We start from the raw sequence: 23,600 nt of genomic DNA, 5'->3' as shown, positions 1-23,600 counted from the left end.
ATGGGAGAAAAATTAAAAACAGAATCAAAGGATTTTGAATTTACAAAAAATCATAAAAGATTATTATTAGGTTCTGTATTCTTAATGGCTACATCTGCAATTGGACCCGCGTTTCTAACTCAGACAGCAGTATTTACTGCTCAGTTTACTTCAAGTTTTGCTTTTGCAATTTTATTATCAATATTGATTGATATAGGGGCGCAAATTAATATTTGGAGAGTGTTGGTAGTTACAGGTAAACGTGGACAAGAAGTAGCTAATGAAATCTTTAAAGGATTGGGTACTTTTATATCGATATTAATTGCAATAGGAGGACTTGCATTTAATATCGGTAATATTGCAGGTGCTGGATTAGGATTAAATGCAATTTTTGGCTTAGATGTAAAGATTGGTGCAGCTATTACAGCTGTATTATCAATACTTATTTTTGTAAGTAAAAGTGGTCAAAAAATTATGGATGTTGTCACGATGTTTTTAGGCGTTTTAATGATTGTAGTTGTTGCATTTGTAATGTTTAAGGCAAACCCACCATATGCAGACGCAGCTAAACATCTCGTGATGCCAGAGCAACCATTAGCGCTTGTCTTACCGATTATCACATTAGTAGGAGGAACAGTTGGTGGTTATATCACTTTTGCTGGTGCACATAGAATATTAGATTCAGGTATCAAAGGTAAACACTATTTGCCATTTGTCAATAAGGCGGCAATTTCAGGAATATTAACAACGGGTGTACTTAGAGCCTTATTATTCTTAGCGGTACTCGGTGTGGTCGTTACAGGTGTAACTTTAAATGATACTAACCCACCAGCTTCTGTATTTGAACATGTATTAGGACCAGTCGGTCGAAATATTTTTGGTGTCGTTTTATTTGCTGCAGCAATGTCTTCAGTTATTGGTTCAGCATACACAAGTGCAACTTTCTTAAAAACATTGCATAAATCTATCTATAATAAAACAAACATTATTGTAATTTCATTTATAGTCATTTCAACTTTTGTTTTTCTATTTTTAGGAAAACCAGTTACATTATTAATCGTTGCAGGTGCTTTAAATGGACTTATCTTACCAATTATATTAACGACAATACTAATTGCTAGTAAACGAAAATCAATCGTCGGAGATTATCATCATCCAACATGGATGTTAGTCTTTGGAGCAATTGCTGTGATCGTTACAGTTGTTACAGGTGTTTATTCACTACAAGGATTGACAGAATTAATGGGTAGTTAACAAAACAATTATAGTGACAAATAAACCATTCTCTAGTTCTTAATGCAAAACAAGGACTTAGGGAATGGTATTTTTTATGATGATTTTTTCACTAAATAGCCTCGAATAGTTTGATATATTAAGCAAGAAATTTACAGATTAATTCAATTGAAAGCAGAGAAATTATTCTTATGTTTCTTATGGAAAAGAATGAAATAATAAATTGATATAAATATCGTTCAATCGTCGAGCTATTGGTTTAAATGTGGTAGAATAACTAAGGTTAGGATTTTAAATTGAGGTGAAAAACGATGATCGGTATTATAGGAGCTATGGAAGAAGAAGTAGCAATCTTAAAAGATAAACTTGTTGACTTTGAAGAGATTAATATTGCACATGTATATTTTTATAAAGGGTATATAAATGATAAAGCAATCGTATTAACTCAAAGTGGTATTGGTAAAGTGAATGTTGCAATTTCAACAGCATTATTAATTGAAAAGTTCAAACCTGATTTAATTATAAATACTGGTTCTGCAGGAGCATTGGATAAATCATTAAGCGTAGGAGATATCGTGGTAAGTGATATGGTTGCTTATCATGATGCTGATGCTAGAGCATTTGGTTATCAATTAGGACAAATTCCACAAATGCCAGCGCAATTCGTAGCAGATAAATCATTGATTGATAAAGCGACACAAGTAATTACTAATCAACAGTTAACTGCAAAGACAGGCTTGATTGTAAGCGGCGATAGTTTTATTGGAACAAAAGATCAACGAATGAAAATTAAAACAAATTTCCCTCAAGCGATGGCTGCAGAAATGGAAGCAACTGCAATTGCTCAGACTTGCTATCAATTTAATTTACCATTTATTATCACGCGCGCAATTTCAGATTTAGCTGATGGCGACGCAGGTATCACATTTGATGAATTTTTAACAAAAGCAGCTAAATCTTCTAGTACAATGGTAGAAAATTTAATTAAAAAAATATAAAAAAGGTGAATAGAAATAATGGGTATAATAAAGAAATACTTTATGCCAAATGAATATGTACAGTCAATTTTTCAAATTGATATAGATAAGCTTGCAGAATCTGGCGTAAAAGGTATCGTTACTGATTTAGACAATACACTAGTAGGATGGGATGTAGCCGATCCTACTGAAGCGGTTAAAACATGGTTTGAAGAAGCAAGACAAAAAGGGATTACAATTACAATTGTGTCTAACAATAATGAAAAAAGAGTCGGTAGTTTTTCAAAATCATTAAAAGTAGATTATATTTTTAAAGCTAAAAAACCTAGAGGACGTGCGTTTGATCGTGCAATGCATTCTATGAATTTAAATCCATCAGAGATTGTAGTGATTGGTGATCAAATGTTAACGGATGTATTTGGTGGGAATAGACGCGGTTTATTTACTATTATGGTAGTACCTGTTAAACAAACGGATGGTTTTATTACTAAATTTAATCGCCTTATTGAACGCAGATTATTACAACATTTTAGAAAAAAAGGATATATAAAATGGGAGGAAAATTGATTGAGTGAAGTGGATGTATTGAAATGTATAGGGTGTGGTGCACCATTACAATCTGAAGATTCTGATGCACCTGGTTATGTTCCGGAACATAATTTATTTCGTGAAGATGTTGTATGTAAAAGATGTTTTAGATTAAAGAATTACAACGAGGTACAAGATGTAGGTTTAGATAGTGATGACTTTTTAAATTTACTTAACGGTCTAGCAGATAAAAAAGGAATAATAGTAAATGTTGTAGATGTTTTTGATTTTGAAGGATCATTTATTAATGCAATCAAACGTATTGTTGGCAACAAAAAAATTATTCTCGTAGCTAATAAAATAGATCTACTGCCAAAACAAATAAATAAACGTCGTGTAAAAGAGTGGTTGAAGAAATCAGCTAAAAAATATGGACTTGATGCAGAAGATGTAGTACTTATTTCTGCTGACAAAAATGAAGGTATTGAAAATCTATTAACTTCTATTAACAATATTAGAAATGATGAGGATGTATATATAGTAGGAACTACAAATGTAGGTAAATCAACCCTAATTAACAAATTAATAGAACGCAGTGTAGGAGAAAAAGATGTTGTTACTACTTCAAGATTTCCTGGCACAACATTGGACATGATTGATATTCCACTTGATGAAACAACATTTATGTATGATACACCAGGAATTATTCAAGCGCACCAAATGACACATTTAGTATCTGAACGTGAACTTAAAACAATTATGCCAAAAAAAGAAATTAAACAACGTGTGTACCAACTTAACGAAGGACAAACATTATTTTTCGGTGGACTCGCACGTATAGACTATATAAGTGGTGGTAAAAGACCGTTAGTCTGTTACTTTTCTAATGATTTAAATATTCATCGAACAAAAACAGAAAAGGCTAATGAATTATGGCGAAATCAATTAGGATCTGTATTAGCACCACCGCATAACCCTGAAAATTTTGATTTGAGTAATGTTAAAGCCGTAAGATTAGAAACAGGTAAAGAAAAACGTGACGTGATGATTTCGGGATTAGGTTTTATCACAATTGATGTAGGTGCAAAAGTAATTGTACGCGTGCCAAAAAATGTTGATGTTATTTTAAGAAATTCAATTATGTAAGGTGTGAAGAGTATGAAATATGCAGTAATAGGCCACCCTATCGATCATTCTTTATCTCCAGTGATGCATAATGCCAATTTTGAAACTTTAAATTGCAATGCAACATATGAAGCGATTAATATTCCTGAAGATAAATTCAACCAAATAAGAGAAATTATTTCAGATAAAGCACTCTCAGGTTTCAATGTAACAATTCCTCATAAGGAACGCATTATACCTTTTTTAGATGAAATTGACGAACAATCTGAAACTGTAGGTGCTGTGAATACAGTTAAAATAGAAGACGGCAAATGGACTGGTTATAATACAGACGGCATCGGCTACGTTAAAGGATTACAACGCGTGTACCCAGATTTAAAACAGGCTTATATTTTAATATTAGGTGCAGGCGGTGCTAGTAAAGGTATTGCGAATGAATTAACCAAATATGTACAACCGAAACTTACTATAGCCAACAGATCTTTAGACAGGTTTAATCAATGGCGTTTGAATGTAAATAAAATCCGCTTATCAGATGCTGAATTAGCTTTATCTGAATTCGACATTATTATAAATACGACACCAGCAGGGATGAATACAAATCAAGAAATACCAATTAGTTTGAAAAATTTGGATCCGGAAACTTTAGTAAGTGATATTGTGTATGTACCCTTTAAAACACCCATCTTAGAACAAGCTGAAGCCCAAGGTAACCCAATTTATAATGGTTTGGATATGTTTGTTTATCAAGGTGCAGAAAGTTTTAAGATTTGGACAGGTACAGAACCAGAGGTAGAAGTTATGAAACGCACAGTATTAGATTATTTATAAAAGGAGCATTTTATGTTAACAGGTAAACAGAAAAGATTTTTGAGAAGTAAAGCACATAATATTGATCCAACTTTCCAAATCGGAAAAGCAGGTGTTGGTGAAAATATGATAGAACAATTAAAAGATATTTTAGAAAATAGAGAATTAATTAAAATACATGTATTACAAAACAACTTTGAAGATAAAAATGACTTAGCACAAACTTTAAGCGATGCAACTCATAGTGAAATTGTTCAAGTAATCGGGTCTATGATTGTCTTGTATAAAGAATCACATGATAATAAACAAATTCAATTACCATAATGTCTAAAACGATAGTCTTATATGGTGGGCAGTTTAACCCGATTCATACGGCTCACATGGTTGTTGCTAGTGAAGTGAATCATGTTATTAAACCAGATTTGTTTTATTTTATTCCAAGTTATATGTCGCCGCTCAAAGCGCATGATGATTACTTAGATGCAGCATATAGAATCGATATGATTCGGTGTGCAATTAACGAACTAGGGTTTGGCTTTGTTTATTTAGATGAAGTAGAACGCAAGGGACAAAGTTACACATATCTCACAATTAAACACATTTTAGAAAAGCATCCTAATGCACAACTATATTTTGTTATAGGGACCGACCAATATATACAATTGGAAAAATGGTATGAGATTGATAAATTGAAATCGATGGTAACCTTTGTAATTGTGAATCGTGGAAAAGCAAAGCAAGAAGTTTCAAATAATATGATTGCAATTAATATTCCACGCATAGATATAAGTTCAACGCTGATTAGGGATAGAGTGAAACAACAGGGAAATATTCATACGCTTGTTCCTCAAAGTGTAGAAAAATATATCAGAGAGGAAGGATTATATGAAATTTGATGAAGCAGTCTCGTTAGTAAAAGATAAATTACCGGAGAAAAGATTTAATCATTCACTAAGAGTAGCAGAAACGGCTGTTAAATTAGCTGAATTATATGATGGGGATAAAGATAAAGCAGAACTTGCAGGTATCTTACATGACTATAGTAAATATGATGATTTAGGATCTATGTATCAGATTGTTAGACAAAATGATTTAGATAGTAACTTGTTGAGCTATGGATCAGAAATCTTACACGGCCCAGTCTGTGCAGTTATAATGGAACAAAAATTCGCTGTGAACGACGAAGAAGTTTTGCTTGCCATTAAAAATCATACTACTGGTCGTGCTCAAATGACTAAAACAGAAAAATTAGTTTTTATTGCAGATTATATTGAACCTGGTCGTCAAACCCCAGGCGTTGAAGAAATTCGAGATTTAGCATACAATCAAGGTAGCTTAGATAAAACCATTTATGAAATATCTAAGCGAACTGTTTTATATTTAATCACGCAAGATATTACCGTTTATGATGCCACGATTGCCTGCTTGAATTATTACAATTATAGTAACGAAAGAGTAAAGGATGATTAAATGAAATCAGATCAATTATTAAATTTAGCTGTCAATGCAACTGAGAATAAAAAAGCGGAAGATATAATTTCTTTAAATATGCAAGGTATTAGCGATATGACCGATTATTTTATCGTATGCCACGGCAATAATGAAAGACAAGTACAATCCATCGCACGCGCAGTAAAAGATGCTGCTAACGAAGCGGAAATTGAAGTGAAACGAATGGAAGGTTTTAATGAAGCAAGATGGATTTTAATTGACTTGGCCAATGTAGTCGTACACGTATTCCATAAAGATGAACGTGATTATTATAACTTGGAGAAATTATATCGTGATGCACCTTTAGAATCTTATGGACAGGCAGTTTATTAATAATGGTTCAATATGAAGAAATGAGCTATTACTATGATCAATTAACTTTAGATCAGCCTTACGAATCATGGCTTGATATTGTAGAATTTTATGCTAAAAATAAATCAACCATCTTGGATATAGGTTGTGGAACAGGCAGTTTCACCTCGAAATTAAATGATTTTGATTGTATAACTGGTATGGATTTAAGTGTTGATATGCTTTCGATAGCGATGCAAAAATCTAGTGAAGTAAATTGGATTGAAGGCGATATGACTGATTTCGACCTAAACCAACAATTTGATGTAATAACTATTTTTTGTGATTCTTTAAATTATTTAACAGAATATGAAGATGTGTTGTCCACTTTTCAGCAAGTATATCATCATTTAGAGCCGAATGAAGGTATATTTATGTTTGATGTGCATACAGAACATAAAATGAATACTTTATTCAATAATCAAAGTTATATTGATGAAACTGAAAATGTATTTTTAGCTTGGGAAGCTGTTCGCGGGGAAGAACCATTAAGTGTATGGCATGATATGACGTTTTTTATAAAACAAGATGATAAGCATTATAAGAGATTTGATGAGTCACATTATCAAAAGACTTATTCAAAAGATGTTTACACTAAAATGTTAGAATCATGTGGTTTTAAAAATATAACAACATTCGTTGATTTTGAAATCAATAACCATAATCAAAAAGGAGAGCGCTTGTTCTTCGTTGTAAAAAAATAAAAAGTAAAATCACTCCTTTATGCGTGTAAAGTATAAAGGAGTGATTTTTTGTTACCATTATGGGAATTATTCAAAGAAAGATTCAGTCGATGTAATTTAAAAATAAAGGCCTGTGTTATGCTAATTATAATAGTGATTGCAGTGCTAACACTATCATTTTTGATGAATCGTGGTGTTGATCAAATCAAGCAAAATGATGAATCTGCACTAATTGAAACATCTGACCATAATCAATCATTACCACATGTGAAAAGTGAACGGTCATCTAAAAAAACTACTGCAAAAAGCAATAATGATAGTAAAGATTCATTTGTTTATGTTGATATTAAAGGTGCAGTAAAACATCCTAATGTTTATAAAATGAGCAGTAATGATAGAATTAAACAGTTGTTGGACAAAGCTATTGCTACAGAACGTGCTGATTTAACGAACATTAACTTATCCGAACGATTAATCGATCAAAAAATGATATATGTTCCAGAAAAAGGGGAACAAACTAATAATCCATTGAATAAAAATAAAACTGTTACAAATTTATCAGAAAATAAGGATGCTGATGTAGCAAAAGTAAATATAAATACTGCAACAGAAAGCGAACTCACAACGATACCAGGGATAGGAAAGGTTAAAGCCAAATCTATCATTGAGTATCGTGAGCAGAATGGAAATTTTAAATCTATTGATGAGTTAAAAGAAATTAATGGTTTCGGTGCTAAAACGATAGAAAAATTAAGTTCACATTTAACAATGTAAAATTTTGTTGTATTTTTCTAAAAGCGATATAATCTATAATAAACATATTAAAGAATACATAAATTGGAGGCTAAGTATCATGGATCGTATTAAATGGGAAGAATACTTTATGGCGCAAAGTCACTTATTAGCATTGCGTTCTACATGTCAAAGACTATCTGTAGGGGCAACGATTGTAAAGGATAATAGAATTATAGCAGGAGGGTATAATGGTTCTGTGTCTGGCGAAGTACATTGTATTGATGAAGGATGTCTATTAGAAGATGGTCATTGTATTCGTACGATTCACGCAGAAATGAATGCTTTATTACAATGCGCAAAACAAGGGGTGTCAACAGAGGACGCAACGATTTATGTTACTCATTTCCCTTGTTTAAATTGCACCAAGTCTATTATTCAAGCAGGTATTAAAACAATTTATTATGCTGAAGATTACCATAATCATCATTATGCTTTAGAATTGTTAAAACAATCAGGTATTGTGTATAAAAAAATTCCATTTAATCAAGAACATGTAGCACAATATTTAATAAATAAATAAAATTGATTTATTATGCTTTAGCTTATTTAGCTGGTAACTTATTACTTTTTAATAAAGTTTTATCTCTTATTTTAATATTGGGCCTATTTATTATAATGAAAAGAAAAAGATTTAATGTAATTCATTTTATAATGTTTGCCATCATATCTTTAAGTAGTTATATGATGTTTCAAAATGATTTAAAATTAGAAAAAAATAACCATGCTTTACTTTTGAACAAAGCATTTCAAGGAGAAGCAAAGTTAATTACAAAACCAATTTTGGAGCATCATAAACTTAAAGGTAAGATTGAAATAAATAAAAAACATTATACTTACGTTTATAATTTACAAACATCAAAAAATATAGATTTAAAAAAAGTTTCTGCTTTTTTATTACAAAAAACCTGTAAAGTCAATGGGAAATTTAATACTATAAAAAACGAACCAAATTCCAATCTTATTTTTATGATTCAAAATATTCATCTTTCAAGTTGTAAAACTAACAATAATAACTTTACTGATATTTTAAATAAACATAAAGCATTGATTTACGAAAGAATGCAACAATGGAAAATAATTTCACCTGAAAAAACGATCGCATTTATAACAGGTGATACATCACTTATGAATAAAGATGAATTAGATAGAATAAAAGAAATTGGCATAGCGCATCTTCTGGCTATTAGCGGGACACATATTGCTATTATTATTACAATTATATGCTATATACTTAACAGATTAAAATGCCCATTGTTTTTAATTAAAATAATATTAATCATATTATTACCTATCTATTGCATGTATACAAACATGTCGGCAAGTGCCGTCAGAGCAATATTAATGAGTTTGATAATAATCATTTTTCCAAAATACATTATAAAGCATTCAATGAACGTTTTAGCTTTTTTATTTATTTGCTTAACAATTTTAACCCCCTCGTTAATTTATCATATCGGATTTCAACTTTCCTTTTTAATTACTTTTTCAATCCTTTTTGCCAGCCCATTACTAAAGAATTTAGGTATCTTTAAATCTTTATGCGCTATCACATGGATAGCACAATTAAGTTCATTTATTTTAAGTTGTATCCATTTTCACCAAATTCAATGGATTGGCTTGATATCTAATATCTTTTTTGTTCCATTTTATTCTTTCATACTATTTCCTTTTGTTATTTTTCTTACTTTTATAATACATTTACCATTCAAACCTATTATTATAACCAATTTATATAACTTATTAATTATTTTTCATGATAAAATGGTTGAACTTTTTGATAAACTCAACTTTTTCAAATGGTATATTCCTACATTAAATAATCTTCAAATAGCTATAATAACTATCGTTGCATTTTTGACCTTAGTTCTATTCGTTCATAAATGCTATAAACTAATGTCAATTACTTTAATTACTTTGTATATTGTCTCTACAATGCTACCTCAAGTGCATGCATATCAACTTACTATGTTGGATGTAGGGCAAGGGGACTCACTTTTATTTGAAACTCAATACCACGAATCACTATTAATCGACACGGGTGGTAACTTTAATTCGAAACAAAAAGTTGCGAATCATAATATTTCTAGATATCATATCTTACCAACTTTAAAACGACATAATGTAAAAGAACTTGATTACGTTATAATTACTCATCCTCATCTAGATCATATGGGTGAACTAAGTTATTTAATTAAACAACTCAAAATTAAAAGTATCATTATCAATGCTAATAGTTTTAAAATGAAAGAATTAAATCTTTTAAAAGTGAAATGTATAAAAAAAGGCATAAAGTTAATAGATTTTAAAAATAAATCACAATTTTTTATGAATAAAGCGAAACTTAATCTGTTAGATGCTACTATTCCTAACTCTAATAATTTAAATGAACAATCAATTATAATATTGATACAGTACAATAGTTATAAAATATTACTGATGGGTGATGCTACAAATCATAACGAAGAGAAATTGATACATAAATATCATTTATCCAATGTTAATATTTTAAAAATTGGTCATCATGGTAGTCGTACGAGTACAAGTAACAGTTTATTGCAATCAATTAGACCAAAAATAGCTCTAATTTCGGTAGGAGAAAAAAATAAATATGGTCTTCCTAATCGTCAAATTATTGATAGATTAAGATATAATAATATTAAAGTTTTTCAAACAAATGTAAATGGAGAAGTGAACATTTTATTTAAAGATCAAATAGAAATAAAATCTCAATACCATTGAAATTTTTTAGTTAGTGAGAAACTATTAGGCGTGTTATAATTACAAAATGTGTAATAGAATTGAAAGGGTGCCGAGAATGAGTAGCAATATAATAACGATATATGGTGAAGTACCTGAATTAATTGAAAAAAAAGCTTCTGAAGTTATTGAACAATATTTAGATGCACCAAAAGATGAATTCAACTTCGTTAAATATAACTTATATGAAAATGATTTAGCTCCAATTATTGAAGAAACGCTTACCATGCCATTTTTCTCTAATAAAAAAGCTGTTCTAGTACAAAATGCATATGTTTTTACTGGTGAGAAACCGCCTAAAGAATTAAATCATAACATTGATCAACTGATAGAATTTATAGAAAAATATGATGGTGACACTTTAATATTGTTTGAAGTTAATCATTCTAAATTAGATGAGAGAAAAAAAGTTGTTAAATCATTGAAAAAACATGCGCAAATTAAAAAGATAGAACAAATGTCAGAAGAAGAAATAAAACATTGGATAAAAAGTCAACTGCATGAGAATTATAAAGATATTAAGCAAGATGCGCTTGATTTAGTTATTGAATTAACAGGAGTTAATTTTAATGTTGTTAAGCAAGAGATAGAAAAACTCATTTTATTTTTGGGTGATAGAACGACTATTAATAAAGATGATGTTCATCAAATTGTAAATAGAAGTCTAGAACAAAATGTTTTTTTGCTCACTGAATATATACAAAAAAATAAAAAATCAAAAGCCATTCAACTAGTTAAAGACTTAATAGCAATGAAAGAGGAGCCTATAAAATTATTAGCACTGATTACAAGTAATTATCGACTTTTTTATCAAAGTAAAATATTGGGACAAAAAGGCTATAGTGGCCAACAAATTGCTAAAACAATCAACGTTCATCCCTATAGGGTGAAGTTAGCTTTAAACCAAGCAAGGCATTATGAATTAGAAAGTTTATTAAATATTATTGATAATTGCGCAGAAACAGATTATAAATTAAAGTCATCTTATATGGATAAACACCTTATCCTCGAATTGTTTATTTTGTCCTTATAAATGTGAAGCTTTTTGTTTTCGTCTAGTCATTTCACTGGATAGATTTCTGTAGATGAATTATAAAGCATGTTGATAGTTATGATGCTAAAACTAATAAATATTAAAGTTGTAAAAAAGCCCAGAAATGATTTCTCTTATTATAAATCATTTCTGGGCTAATCTTATGTAGCAGGTCGCATGAAATATTGAAATAAAAAAAGTTCAAGCGTAGGCTTGAACTTTAGTTTATTTAGCAGCTGTCATTAAAGAAGATTTAATTCTAGCAGCTTTGTTAGAATGTATTAAGTTGCGTTGCGCAGCTTTATCTACTTTTTTCAATGCAAAGCTAATTAATTCAGCTTTGTTGTCAGCGTTAGTGTCAATTGCTGTATGAGCTCTTTTCACAGCTGTACGCATTGCATTTTTTTGTGAAATATTACGTTCCTCAGTTACACGAGTAGTATTAACACGTTTAATTGCAGATTTAATGTTTGGCATGTCTGTCACCTCCTAAAAGTGTGATCTTCGCTATCAAAAATTAATTTGATTACAACAAGAAATATTTTATCAAAACAACCAAGTTTCTGCAATCATTTATTTATAATAAGGCGCGTAAACTCGCGATAAATGATACAATAATAATTATAACAAGAAAAGATATTAGTAAAAATAGTAACATAAGCGACGAAAGATAAACATAAATTCAAATTTTACTATTAATTTTATCAAGTTTGCAATTAGTAGATAAAAACGTTATTATATCAAAGAATGTCATACATATTACGGGCTAGAATTATGAAAGTGAGACTGATAATACATGGATAAAGAAAATCGTTTAAACAAGCGTGAAAATATAAGAAACTTTTCTATTATTGCACATATTGATCATGGAAAATCTACATTAGCAGATAGAATTTTGGAAAATACTAAATCTGTTGAATCACGTGAAATGCAATCACAGTTATTGGATTCCATGGATTTAGAGAGAGAACGTGGTATAACAATAAAATTAAATGCGGTACGTTTAAAATATGATGCAAAAGATGGTGAGACTTATACGTTTCATTTAATTGATACACCTGGACACGTAGATTTTACATATGAAGTTTCAAGATCATTAGCTGCATGTGAAGGCGCTATATTAGTAGTAGATGCTGCACAAGGCATAGAGGCCCAAACATTAGCCAATGTTTATTTGGCATTAGACAACGATTTAGAGTTATTACCAGTTGTGAATAAAATAGATTTACCAGCAGCGGAACCTGAACGTGTAAAGCAAGAAGTAGAAGATGTTATAGGACTAGATAAAGATGATGTTGTATTAGCTAGTGCAAAATCAAATATTGGTATTGATGATATATTAGAAAAAATTGTAGAAGTCGTGCCACCACCACAAGGAGATCCAGACGAACCATTAAAAGCATTGATTTTCGATTCAGAATATGATCCCTACAGAGGGGTTATTTCATCAATTAGAATTGTTGAAGGTACTTTGAAAACGGGTGATGAAATAAAAATGATGGCTACAGGAAAATCTTTTGAAGTTACAGAAGTAGGCATCAATACACCAAAACAATTACCAGTTAGCGAGCTAACTGTTGGAGATGTTGGTTATGTCATTGCTAGTATCAAAAATGTAGATGATTCACGTGTCGGGGATACAATTACCCATCTACACCGTCCAGCAGCTGAGCCGTTAAAAGGATATAAGAAAATGAACCCAATGGTTTTCTGCGGTTTATTCCCTATAGACAATAAAGACTATAACGATTTACGTGAAGCATTAGAGAAGTTACAGTTGAATGATGCTTCATTAGAATTTGAACCTGAGTCTTCTCAAGCATTAGGTTTTGGATACAGAACAGGTTTTTTAGGCATGTTGCACATGGAAATTATCCAAGAACGTATTGAACGTGAATTTGGAATAGAATTAATCGCTACAGCCCCATCTGTAATTTATGAATGTATTCTTAAAAATGGTGATGAAATCTCAGTCGATAATCCAGCGCATATGCCTGAAAGAGATCAAATTGATACGATTTATGAACCTTTTGTAAGAGCGACAATGATGGTACCAAACGATTATGTGGGTGCAGTTATGGAATTGTGTCAACGTAAGCGTGGCCAATTTATTAATATGGAGTATTTAGATGATATACGCGTCAATATTATCTATGAACTGCCTTTATCTGAAGTAGTGTTTGATTTCTTTGATCAGCTAAAATCAAATACAAAAGGTTATGCTTCTTTTGACTATGAATTTATTGATAATAAAGAAAGCGACTTAGTTAAAATGGATATATTACTAAATGGAGAGAAAGTAGATGCACTTAGTTTTATAGTTCATAAAGACTTCGCATATGAAAGAGGGAAAGCGTTAGTTGAAAAGCTTAAAACGCTAATACCTAGACAACAGTTCGAAGTACCGGTACAAGCAGCAGTTGGACAAAAAATAGTTGCTCGTACAAATATAAAATCAATGGGTAAAAACGTTTTATCTAAGTGTTATGGTGGCGATATTAGTCGTAAAAGAAAATTATTAGAAAAGCAAAAAGCTGGTAAGGCAAAAATGAAAGCAGTGGGTAATGTTGAAATACCACAAGATGCTTTCCTTGCAGTGCTTAAGATGGACGAAGATTAATATGATTTTTTAAACATTGGGGCCTTAAATCCATTCGATTTATGGCCCAGTTTTTGTTATATGAATCTATTTTATTTAACGAAAGAAGGTCATTTCAAAAATGGAAGTGAAAAGTGCTTATATCCATATCCCTTTCTGTGTCAAAATTTGTACTTATTGCGATTTCAATAAATACTTTATACAAAATCAACCAGTGGATCAATATTTAGATTGCTTAATTAACGAAATGAAACAGAGCGAAGTTAGATCTTTAGAAACCGTTTTTGTGGGTGGTGGGACACCTACCGCGTTATCATATGAGCAACTGGAAAAACTATTAACTGCAATTACCGATATTTTTGAAATTAAAGGTGAATTTAGTTTTGAAGCCAATCCGGACGAACTAACTTTAGCCAAAGTACAACTTTTAAGAGATTATGGTGTGAATAGATTATCGATGGGCGTTCAAACATTCAAACCCGAATTACTAGCGATATTAGGACGTTCTCATAAGACAGAGGACATTTATAGAGCAGTGAACAATGCAAGGAAAGTTGGTATACCTTCTATAAGCTTAGATTTAATGTATCATCTACCCCAGCAAAGCCTAGAAGATTTTCAAGAAAGTTTAGAAAAAGCGTTAGCGATGGATATTGATCATATTTCAAGTTATGGATTGATTTTAGAGCCAAAAACTCAATTCTATAATATGTACCGTAAAGGTCAATTGAAAATTCCAAACGAAGATGTTGGTGAAGAAATGTACGAATATTTATTAAAGCGAATGCACGAGACTGAATTACACCAATATGAGATTTCAAATTTTGGTAAAAAAGGCCATGAATCAGAGCATAATAAAGTATATTGGAAAAACGAAGGCTATTATGGATTTGGCGCAGGGGCAAGTGGTTATGTAAATGGCGAGCGATATAATAATGTAAACCCTGTGAATCATTATATAAATAAGATACAAAATAAGGAAAGGCCCGTTCTTGACTCAGTTTATCCAACAGAAAGTGAACAAATGGAAGAGGAAATGTTTCTAGGTTTAAGAATGAATCAAGGCGTTAGTAGAAAACGGTTCGAACAAAAATTTAATAAAACAATTGATGATGTTTATAACGACACAATCAAAGATTTAAAGCAACGAGAATTAATTAATGATACTGGCGGATATATTTCTTTAACAGAGAGAGGTAAAGTAATTGGAAATCTAGTATTTGAGTCGTTTTTACTAAATGTTTAATTTTTTTCAAAAACTAGGGCTTTAACATTGACTTACTTTGACCAATTTGATAAATTATAATTAGCACTTGAAACAAAAGAGTGCTAATGAGGTGAAAACATGATTAGTGATAGACAATTGAGCATTTTAAATGCAATTGTTGAAGATTATGTTGATTTAGGTCAACCGATTGGTTCCAAAACACTGATTGAAAGACATAATTTAAATGTTAGTCCTGCTACTATTAGAAATGAAATGAAACAACTAGAAGAACTACAGTTAATAGAGAAGACACATACTTCATCAGGACGTTCGCCGTCAGAGTCAGGCATCAGATATTATGTGAATCAATTATTGCAACAAACATCTCATCAACAACACAAAAAAATACAACGTTTAAGAGACTTACTGGTTGAAAATCATTATGATATCTCCTCAGCTTTGAGTGAGTTCGCAAATGAACTTTCAATCGCTTCTCAGTATACAACGTTGGTAATGCGTCCAAATCACAAAAAAGATATTATTAATAACATTCACTTGATTCGAGCGAATGCATATTTAGTAATCATGGTTGTTGTTTTTACTTCTGGCCATGTTGAGCATTTACATTTAGTATCCAAAGCACGTTTATCGAGTGATGAATTGACTAAAATAGCTAACTTTGTGACTGCAAGATACAATGCATTAAATCAACAACGCTTAGAAAATGAACTTAATGCTTTTGCGAAGTCGGATTTTGAAAAAGACTTTATAAAAGAAATGTTAGATACGATAGATGTTCATTTTGATAATCAAAGTAATGGCATTTACATGGGTGGAAAGGTTAAACTAATTGATGCACTTAATGAATCAAATGTTTCTTCTATTCAACCTATCTTGCAGTATATTGAATCAAACAAAATTACTCAGCTACTTGATGAAATGTCAAATTCATCAATTAATGTTAAGATTGGACAGGAAATCGAATCAAGCTTGAGCGATATTTCTATCGTCACTACAGAATATCATATTGATGATAGACTTAAAGGTCAAATTGCGGTTATCGGACCAACGGCAATGAACTATCAGAATGTAATACAATTACTAAATACGATTTGGTAATTAAGAATTGTATTGGAGGGCAGAAAATGACAGAAAAAAATGAATCAGTATTCGATGAAAACGAAAAAACTGAAGATATTAATCAAGAATCACAGAACGACCAAACTACTTCAGTTGAAGATGCTGATGAAATGAATAATGAATCACAAGATAATCTGCAAGAAGAAAATTCTGAAGATACTGAGGCAGATATCGATCCTAAAGATGAAGAAATTCAACAATTAAAAAATAATGTTCAAGAAGAAGAAGAAAAATATTTAAGATTATACGCAGAATTTGAAAATTATAAGCGTAGAATCCAAAAAGAAAATCAAACGATGAAAGCATATAAAGCTCAGGATGTTTTAAATGACATTTTACCGACTATAGACAATATAGAACGAGCTTTACAAATCGAAGGCGAAGATGAGCAATTTAAATCATTACAAAAAGGTGTGGAAATGGTTTATGAAAGCTTATTGAACGCATTGAAAAATAACGGTTTAGAAAAAATTGAGGCTGAAGGTCAACAGTTTGATCCAAATATACATCAAGCTGTAGTACAAGACGACAATCCTGATTATGAATCAGGTCAGGTCACTCAAGAACTACAAACTGGTTATAAATTGAAGGAACGTGTTTTAAGACCTTCAATGGTTAAAGTAAATCAATAGTTATATTGATGAAAATACCAAATTTTCAAAACAAACAGGAGGAATTTAGTTATGAGTAAAGTAATAGGTATTGACTTAGGTACAACAAATTCATGTGTAGCAATTTTAGAAGGTGACGAACCAAAAGTTGTTCAAAATCCAGAAGGTGCTAGAACAACACCATCTGTTGTTGCATTTAAAAATGGTGAAACTCAAGTAGGTGAAGTTGCTAAGCGTCAAGCAATTACTAACCCTAATACGATTCAATCTATCAAACGTCATATGGGTACTGAACATAAAGTAGATGTAGAAGGTAAATCATATACACCACAAGAAATATCTGCGATGGTATTACAAAACCTTAAAAGTACAGCAGAAGATTATTTAGGTGAAAAAGTAGAAAAAGCAGTTATCACTGTTCCTGCATACTTTAATGACAGTGAACGTCAAGCTACAAAAGATGCTGGTAAAATAGCTGGCTTAGAAGTTGAACGTATCATTAACGAACCAACAGCAGCAGCATTAGCTTATGGTTTAGATAAAACTGAACAAGACCAAAAAGTCCTAGTATTTGACTTAGGTGGCGGTACATTCGACGTATCTATTCTTGAATTAGGTGACGGTGTATTTGAAGTACTTTCTACTGCAGGTGATAATAAACTAGGTGGAGATGACTTTGACCAAGTTATTATCGATTATTTAGTAGCAGAATTTAAAAAAGAAAATGGCGTAGATTTATCACAAGACAAAATGGCATTACAACGTCTAAAAGATGCAGCTGAAAAAGCTAAAAAAGATTTATCAGGTGTTTCTCAAACACAAATCTCATTACCATTTATTTCTGCAGGTGAAAATGGTCCATTGCACTTAGAATTAAGTTTAACACGTTCAAAATTTGAAGAATTAGCTGATTCATTAATCAGAAGAACAATGGAACCAACGCGTCAAGCTATGAAAGATGCTGGTATTAGTAGTTCTGATATCGATGAAGTTATTTTAGTTGGTGGTTCAACAAGAATCCCTGCTGTTCAAGAAGCTGTGAAAAAAGAAGTGGGTAAAGATCCTCACAAAGGTGTTAACCCAGACGAAGTAGTAGCAATGGGTGCTGCTATCCAAGGTGGCGTTATCACTGGTGACGTTAAGGATGTAGTATTATTAGACGTAACACCTCTATCATTAGGTATTGAGATTATGGGTGGACGTATGAATACATTGATTGAAAGAAATACTACTATTCCGACATCTAAATCACAAGTGTATTCAACAGCAGCAGATAATCAACCAGCAGTTGATATTCACGTATTACAAGGTGAACGCCCAATGGCTTCTGACAACAAAACACTTGGCAGATTCCAATTGACTGATATTCCACCAGCTCCACGTGGCGTACCACAAATCGAAGTAACTTTTGATATCGATAAAAATGGTATCGTTAATGTTACTGCAAAAGATTTAGGTACTAATAAAGAGCAAAATATCACTATTCAATCAAGCTCTTCACTTTCTGACGAAGAAATCGATCGTATGGTTAAAGATGCTGAGGAAAATGCTGAAGCAGATAAACAACGTCGTGAAGAAAGTGATTTAAGAAACGAAGCAGATAGCTTAGTATTCCAAGTTGAAAAAACAATTACTGATTTAGGTGAAAACATCAGTGAAGATGATAAAAATAATGCAGAAGAGAAAAAAGAAGCTTTAAAATCTGCGCTTGAAGGCGAAGATATTGATGATATTAAAGCTAAAAAAGAAGAATTAGAAAAAGTAGTTCAAGACTTATCTGCTAAAGTTTACGAACAAGCTGCTCAAGCACAACAACAAGCACAAGGTGAACAAGCAAATGGTTCAGATGATAGCAATGTTGAAGATGCTGATTTCACAGAAGTGAACGAAGACGATAACAAAGACGATAAAAAATAAGTTTAGTTATTAATTGCTATTAAAAGCAAAATATGACACAATTGCTTAGCCAAATTAAGTCAAAGTCAATTGAACATTGGCTTTGACTTTTTCCTTTTTAATAAGTAATTTAATCCATCGTAAAAGGAGAGATAAAAGTGGCCAAAAGAGATTATTATGATATCTTAGGTGTCAGTAAAGACGCTTCTAAAGATGAAATAAAAAAGGCTTACCGTAAATTATCAAAAAAATATCATCCTGACATCAATAAAGAAGAAGGCGCAGACGAAAAATTTAAAGAAATCTCAGAAGCATATGAAACATTGAGTGATGAAAACAAACGTGCAAATTATGATCAATTTGGTCATGATGGACCACAAGGTGGTTTTGGCGGCCAAGGATTTGGTGGTCAAGACTTTAGCGGTTTCGGTGGTGGCTTCGAAGATATATTCAGTTCATTCTTTGGTGGTGGACGTCAAAGAGACCCAAATGCACCTAGAAAAGGTGATGACCTACAATATACAATGACTGTTAACTTTGAAGAAGCCGTATTCGGTACAAACAAAGAAATTTCAATTCGCAAAGATGTAACTTGTCATACCTGTGATGGCGAAGGTGCTAAACCGGGTACTAAGAAAAAAACGTGTCATTACTGTAATGGTTCAGGACATGTTGCAGTAGAACAAAATACGATTTTAGGTAGAGTTAGAACTGAAAAAGTTTGTCCAGTATGTAGTGGTTCTGGTCAAGAATTTGAAGAACCTTGTCCAACATGTCATGGTAAAGGTACTGAAAATAAAACAGTTAAAATTGATGTGACAGTACCTGAAGGTGTAGATAATGAACAACAAATAAGATTAGCAGGTGAAGGTGCACCAGGAGAAAACGGTGGACCACAAGGTGATTTATACGTTGTATTTAGAGTTAAACCATCTGAAACTTTTGAAAGAGACGGCGACGATATTTACTTTTCACAAGATATTAGTATTGCGCAAGCAACGCTTGGTGATGAAGTCAAGGTTCCAACCTTAAAAGGTCATGTAATGTTAACAATTCCTGGCGGAACACAATCAGGTAAACAATTCCGTCTTAAAGAAAAAGGCGTCAAAAATGTTCATGGATATGGTTATGGTGACTTGTTTATCAATGTAAAAGTTGTTACACCTACTAAGATAAATGAACGTCAAAAAGAATTGTTAAGAGAATTTGCTGATATTGATGGTGAATCATTAACTGAACAACCATCAAATTTTAAGGACAAAGCAAAAAGATTCTTTAAAGGAGAATAAAAAAATGAACTGGACTGAAATATCAATCACTGCAAATCATGATACGATACCTATTATTTCTAATATTTTAGAAGAATTCGGGTCAAACGGGGTTGTTATCGAAGATTCATTAGATCTTCAAAATGGTTTTGCTGATAAGTTTGGTGAAATTTATGAGTTAAACCCTGATGATTACCCAGTTAACGGCGTAAGGGTTAAAGCTTATTTTAATGAAATGAAATATACTCAAGACTTTAAAAAAGATCTGATTCATGAAATTAAAAGCATTGAATCTTTGGATGCAAACATATTTGAATATCAACAACAAACGATTCAAGAACATGACTGGGAAAATGAATGGAAAAATTATTTTCATCCTTTTAGAGCTTCTGAAAAATTTACGATTGTTCCAAGTTGGGAAACCTATCAAAAAGAAGACGAAGCAGAAATGTGTATTGAATTGGATCCGGGAATGGCTTTTGGTACAGGAGACCACCCAACCACTAGCATGTGTTTGAAAGCGATTGAACACTTTGTAAAGCCAGATGATTCAGTGATTGATGTTGGTACAGGTTCAGGTATACTTAGCATTGCATCATATTTATTAGGAGTAGAACGCATAAAAGCGATTGATGTAGATGAAATGGCTATTAAAGTTGCGAAGGAAAACTTCGAAAAAAATAATTGTGTTAAAGCAATTGAAGCTGTGCCAGGTAATTTACTAACAGAAGAAACTGAAAAATTTGATGTCGTTATTGCGAATATTTTAGCTCATATTATTGAAGAAATGATTGAAGATGCTTATAATACTTTAAATAAAGATGGTTATTTTATAACTTCTGGTATTATAACAGAAAAGCATGAAACAATTTTAGCACAGATGAAGCGTGTTGGGTTTAAAATCATTTCTATTAATCATGAAAACGGTTGGGTATGTATCGTTGGACAGAAAGTGAGCGATTAAGCAATGCAGAGATATTTTATTGACCAAAACGCTGATGTAAATCAGCGTTTTTTTATTACTGATCAAAGTGATATACATCACATTACAAATGTAATGCGATATCAAAATGACGATCAAATTATTATTACTTTTTCAGATCAAAAAGTCTATAAATGTAAAATTGAAAATATAACTATGGATCAAATCGAAATTGTATTAATAGAAAAAATGGATATCAATACAGAGTTACCACAACATGTAACAATTTGCAGTGGTTTAATTAAAGCAGATAAGTATGAATGGATGATACAAAAATCAACAGAGTTAGGCGCAAGCCAATTTATTGCTGTTGGTATGCAAAGGTCAGTTGTAAAACTTAATGAAAATAAAGTAACTAAAAAATTAGAACGTTGGCAAAAGATTATAAAAGAAGCTGCTGAACAAAGTTATAGGCTAATTATTCCAGAGATAGAGTATAAGTCGAATTTAAAGGAAATCTATGATATTATTGATGAATATGATTATGTATTGATTGCTTATGAAGAATCTGCTAAGTGTGGGGAAAAAAGTACTTTTAAAGCAGTTGTTCAAAAATTTGAACCTGGTGATCGTGTGTTAATCATTTTTGGACCAGAAGGTGGTTTGTCTGAATCAGAAATTAAGTTATTTGGAAGTTCAGCATATCAAGTCGGTCTAGGTCCTAGGATATTAAGAGCTGAAACTGCACCTTTATACACATTAAGTGCTGTAAGCTTTCAAAAAGATTTATTGGGGTGATATTTATGTCAACGGTTGCATTTCATACATTAGGATGTAAAGTGAATCATTATGAAACCGAAGCAATTTGGCAATTATTTAAAGAAGCAGAATACGAGCGTGTTGACTTTGAAACAAATGCTGATGTATTTGTTATCAATACATGTACGGTTACGAATACAGGTGATAAAAAAAGTAGACAAGTTATCAGACGTGCTATAAGACAAAATCCAGACGCAGTTGTATGTGTTACAGGTTGTTATGCACAAACATCTCCTGCTGAAATTATGGAAATACCTGGTGTAGATATAGTGGTCGGCACACAAGATCGAACGAAGTTAATCGGTTATATCAATGAATTTAAAAAAGAAAGACAACCAATCAATGGTGTAGGAAACATCATGAAAAATCGTACATATGAAGAATTAGAGGTTCCATACTTTACAGACAGAACAAGAGCTTCATTGAAGATACAAGAAGGATGTAATAATTTTTGTACTTTCTGTATTATTCCTTGGGCACGTGGATTAATGCGTTCCAGAGATCCTGAAAAAGTGATAGAACAAGCAACAACACTTGTAAATTCAGGATATAAAGAAATTGTTTTAACTGGTATCCATACAGGTGGATATGGCCAGGATTTAAAGAATTATAATTTAGCACAATTACTACGTGATTTAGAAACGATAGATGGATTAGAACGTATCAGAATTTCATCAATTGAAGCCAGTCAATTAACGGATGAAGTCATTAGTGTAATTGAACAGTCAAACAAAGTTGTGCGTCATCTGCATATTCCTTTACAATCTGGATCTGATTCAGTATTGAAGAGAATGAGAAGAAAATATACTATGGCTCATTTTTCAGAGCGATTGACGCGTTTACATGAAGCGCTACCTGGATTGGCAGTTACAAGTGATGTCATTGTTGGCTTCCCAGGTGAAACAGAAGAAGAATTCCAAGAAACATATGATTTTATTGTTGAACATCAATTTTCAGAACTACATGTATTTCCGTATTCTTCTAGAATTGGTACACCAGCTGCAAGAATGGATGACCAAGTGGACGAAAATATTAAAAATGAACGTGTACATCGTTTAATTCATTTAAGTGATCAACTGGCTAAATCATATGCATCTAAATTTGACCAAGAGGTACTTGAAGTCATTCCAGAAGAAGTTGGCAGTGAGCAAGGGACTTTAATAGGTTTTGCGGATAATTATATGAAAGTTCAATTTGAAGGTGATGAATCACTGATTGGCGAGCTTGTAAAAATTAAAATTACTCAACCTGATTACCCAATCAATCATGGGGAGTTACTAAGAGTAGTGGATCATGCTACCAATACAACAGAACATTCAATTACTGTTTAAATTTTAATGAACAATGATTTAACTGCAAACATCTTTTGATGGTGT

The 23,600-nt window shown here is 31.7% G+C and carries 24 protein-coding genes; 23 read left to right on the top strand and 1 reads right to left on the bottom strand.

Translation table 11 applies throughout. The features are described from left to right. The 14 genes from HMPREF2586_RS10700 to holA all read left to right on the top strand — a co-directional run bounded on the left by HMPREF2586_RS10700 (position 1) and on the right by holA (position 11,762). The gene (locus HMPREF2586_RS10700) at positions 1–1,233 is read left to right on the top strand and encodes an NRAMP family divalent metal transporter (protein ID WP_064208884.1); all 1,233 of its coding nucleotides are present in this window, start codon (positions 1–3) and stop codon (positions 1,231–1,233) included. 290 nt (positions 1,234–1,523) lie between these two features. After that, positions 1,524–2,210, top strand: a complete 687-nt coding sequence (locus tag HMPREF2586_RS10695) for a 5'-methylthioadenosine/adenosylhomocysteine nucleosidase (RefSeq protein WP_070039397.1) — start codon at positions 1,524–1,526, stop codon at positions 2,208–2,210. 18 nt (positions 2,211–2,228) lie between these two features. Continuing rightward, positions 2,229–2,756, top strand: coding sequence for a YqeG family HAD IIIA-type phosphatase (locus HMPREF2586_RS10690; RefSeq protein WP_046208122.1), 528 nt, complete (start codon positions 2,229–2,231; stop codon positions 2,754–2,756). Between the two features lie 9 nt (positions 2,757–2,765). Further along, complete coding sequence (gene yqeH, locus HMPREF2586_RS10685; protein WP_371090944.1) at positions 2,766–3,863, top strand: ribosome biogenesis GTPase YqeH; 1,098 nt, start codon at positions 2,766–2,768, stop codon at positions 3,861–3,863. 12 nt (positions 3,864–3,875) lie between these two features. Then, a complete protein-coding gene (gene aroE, locus HMPREF2586_RS10680) occupies positions 3,876–4,673 on the top strand; it encodes a shikimate dehydrogenase (RefSeq protein ID WP_070812737.1) in 798 nt (265 codons plus the stop codon). Between the two features lie 12 nt (positions 4,674–4,685). Then, positions 4,686–4,976, top strand: a complete 291-nt coding sequence (yhbY, locus tag HMPREF2586_RS10675) for a ribosome assembly RNA-binding protein YhbY (RefSeq protein ID WP_046208125.1) — start codon at positions 4,686–4,688, stop codon at positions 4,974–4,976. Continuing rightward, on the top strand, positions 4,976–5,548 hold the full coding sequence (gene nadD / locus HMPREF2586_RS10670; protein WP_046208126.1) for a nicotinate (nicotinamide) nucleotide adenylyltransferase: 573 nt from the start codon (positions 4,976–4,978) through the stop codon (positions 5,546–5,548). Before yhbY ends, nadD begins: the two co-directional genes overlap by 1 nt. Further along, positions 5,538–6,122 carry a bis(5'-nucleosyl)-tetraphosphatase (symmetrical) YqeK gene (gene yqeK / locus HMPREF2586_RS10665; RefSeq protein WP_046208127.1) on the top strand — a complete coding sequence of 195 codons (585 nt, stop codon included), beginning with the start codon at positions 5,538–5,540 and terminating at the stop codon, positions 6,120–6,122. The genes nadD and yqeK overlap by 11 nt, the downstream gene beginning before the upstream one ends. Continuing rightward, a complete protein-coding gene (rsfS, locus tag HMPREF2586_RS10660) occupies positions 6,123–6,476 on the top strand; it encodes a ribosome silencing factor (protein ID WP_046208128.1) in 354 nt (117 codons plus the stop codon). A gap of 2 nt (positions 6,477–6,478) precedes the next feature. Then, positions 6,479–7,198, top strand: a complete 720-nt coding sequence (locus HMPREF2586_RS10655; protein ID WP_046208129.1) for a class I SAM-dependent DNA methyltransferase — start codon at positions 6,479–6,481, stop codon at positions 7,196–7,198. 48 nt (positions 7,199–7,246) lie between these two features. Continuing rightward, positions 7,247–7,951, top strand: coding sequence for a helix-hairpin-helix domain-containing protein (locus HMPREF2586_RS10650; protein ID WP_052722072.1), 705 nt, complete (start codon positions 7,247–7,249; stop codon positions 7,949–7,951). A 79-nt stretch (positions 7,952–8,030) separates the two neighbouring features. Then, positions 8,031–8,492 (top strand): ComE operon protein 2, encoded by a 462-nt coding sequence (locus tag HMPREF2586_RS10645; protein WP_046208130.1) that lies wholly within the window; start codon positions 8,031–8,033, stop codon positions 8,490–8,492. Positions 8,493–8,494: 2 nt separating this feature from the next. Further along, positions 8,495–10,711 carry a DNA internalization-related competence protein ComEC/Rec2 gene (locus HMPREF2586_RS10640; protein WP_256277562.1) on the top strand — a complete coding sequence of 739 codons (2,217 nt, stop codon included), beginning with the start codon at positions 8,495–8,497 and terminating at the stop codon, positions 10,709–10,711. A gap of 76 nt (positions 10,712–10,787) precedes the next feature. Continuing rightward, on the top strand, positions 10,788–11,762 hold the full coding sequence (holA, locus tag HMPREF2586_RS10635) for a DNA polymerase III subunit delta (protein WP_046208131.1): 975 nt from the start codon (positions 10,788–10,790) through the stop codon (positions 11,760–11,762). 225 nt (positions 11,763–11,987) lie between these two features. On the opposite strand, the gene rpsT is transcribed toward holA, so the two are convergent. Further along, positions 11,988–12,239 (bottom strand): 30S ribosomal protein S20, encoded by a 252-nt coding sequence (gene rpsT / locus HMPREF2586_RS10630; protein ID WP_046208132.1) that lies wholly within the window; start codon positions 12,237–12,239, stop codon positions 11,988–11,990. Between the two features lie 319 nt (positions 12,240–12,558). Here rpsT and lepA point away from each other — a divergent pair, with 319 nt between their 5' ends. The 9 genes from lepA (at position 12,559) to mtaB (ending at position 23,555) form a co-directional block, all read left to right on the top strand. Beyond that, positions 12,559–14,382, top strand: a complete 1,824-nt coding sequence (lepA, locus tag HMPREF2586_RS10625; RefSeq protein ID WP_046208133.1) for a translation elongation factor 4 — start codon at positions 12,559–12,561, stop codon at positions 14,380–14,382. 100 nt (positions 14,383–14,482) lie between these two features. Beyond that, positions 14,483–15,607, top strand: coding sequence for a radical SAM family heme chaperone HemW (gene hemW / locus HMPREF2586_RS10620; protein ID WP_070039392.1), 1,125 nt, complete (start codon positions 14,483–14,485; stop codon positions 15,605–15,607). A 99-nt stretch (positions 15,608–15,706) separates the two neighbouring features. Then, complete coding sequence (gene hrcA / locus HMPREF2586_RS10615) at positions 15,707–16,687, top strand: heat-inducible transcriptional repressor HrcA (RefSeq protein ID WP_046208135.1); 981 nt, start codon at positions 15,707–15,709, stop codon at positions 16,685–16,687. Between the two features lie 26 nt (positions 16,688–16,713). Next, the gene (gene grpE, locus HMPREF2586_RS10610; RefSeq protein ID WP_064208889.1) at positions 16,714–17,340 is read left to right on the top strand and encodes a nucleotide exchange factor GrpE; all 627 of its coding nucleotides are present in this window, start codon (positions 16,714–16,716) and stop codon (positions 17,338–17,340) included. Between the two features lie 51 nt (positions 17,341–17,391). Then, positions 17,392–19,236 (top strand): molecular chaperone DnaK, encoded by a 1,845-nt coding sequence (dnaK, locus tag HMPREF2586_RS10605; RefSeq protein ID WP_046208137.1) that lies wholly within the window; start codon positions 17,392–17,394, stop codon positions 19,234–19,236. A gap of 137 nt (positions 19,237–19,373) precedes the next feature. After that, positions 19,374–20,504: a molecular chaperone DnaJ gene (dnaJ, locus tag HMPREF2586_RS10600; RefSeq protein ID WP_070658643.1), complete on the top strand. Its 1,131-nt coding sequence runs from the start codon at positions 19,374–19,376 to the stop codon at positions 20,502–20,504. A gap of 4 nt (positions 20,505–20,508) precedes the next feature. Beyond that, positions 20,509–21,447 (top strand): 50S ribosomal protein L11 methyltransferase, encoded by a 939-nt coding sequence (gene prmA, locus HMPREF2586_RS10595; RefSeq protein WP_070039389.1) that lies wholly within the window; start codon positions 20,509–20,511, stop codon positions 21,445–21,447. Between the two features lie 3 nt (positions 21,448–21,450). After that, positions 21,451–22,203, top strand: a complete 753-nt coding sequence (locus HMPREF2586_RS10590; protein ID WP_070039387.1) for a 16S rRNA (uracil(1498)-N(3))-methyltransferase — start codon at positions 21,451–21,453, stop codon at positions 22,201–22,203. A 5-nt stretch (positions 22,204–22,208) separates the two neighbouring features. Continuing rightward, on the top strand, positions 22,209–23,555 hold the full coding sequence (gene mtaB / locus HMPREF2586_RS10585) for a tRNA (N(6)-L-threonylcarbamoyladenosine(37)-C(2))-methylthiotransferase MtaB (RefSeq protein ID WP_046208141.1): 1,347 nt from the start codon (positions 22,209–22,211) through the stop codon (positions 23,553–23,555). Positions 23,556–23,600 lie beyond the last annotated feature (45 nt).

Origin of the sequence: Staphylococcus sp. HMSC034G07, assembly GCF_001835975.1 — a bacterium.
GTDB classification, from domain to species: Bacteria; Bacillota; Bacilli; order Staphylococcales; family Staphylococcaceae; genus Staphylococcus; species Staphylococcus ureilyticus.
Note: the sequence above shows the minus strand (reverse complement) of the source record. Positions and strands in the feature narration are given on the sequence as shown.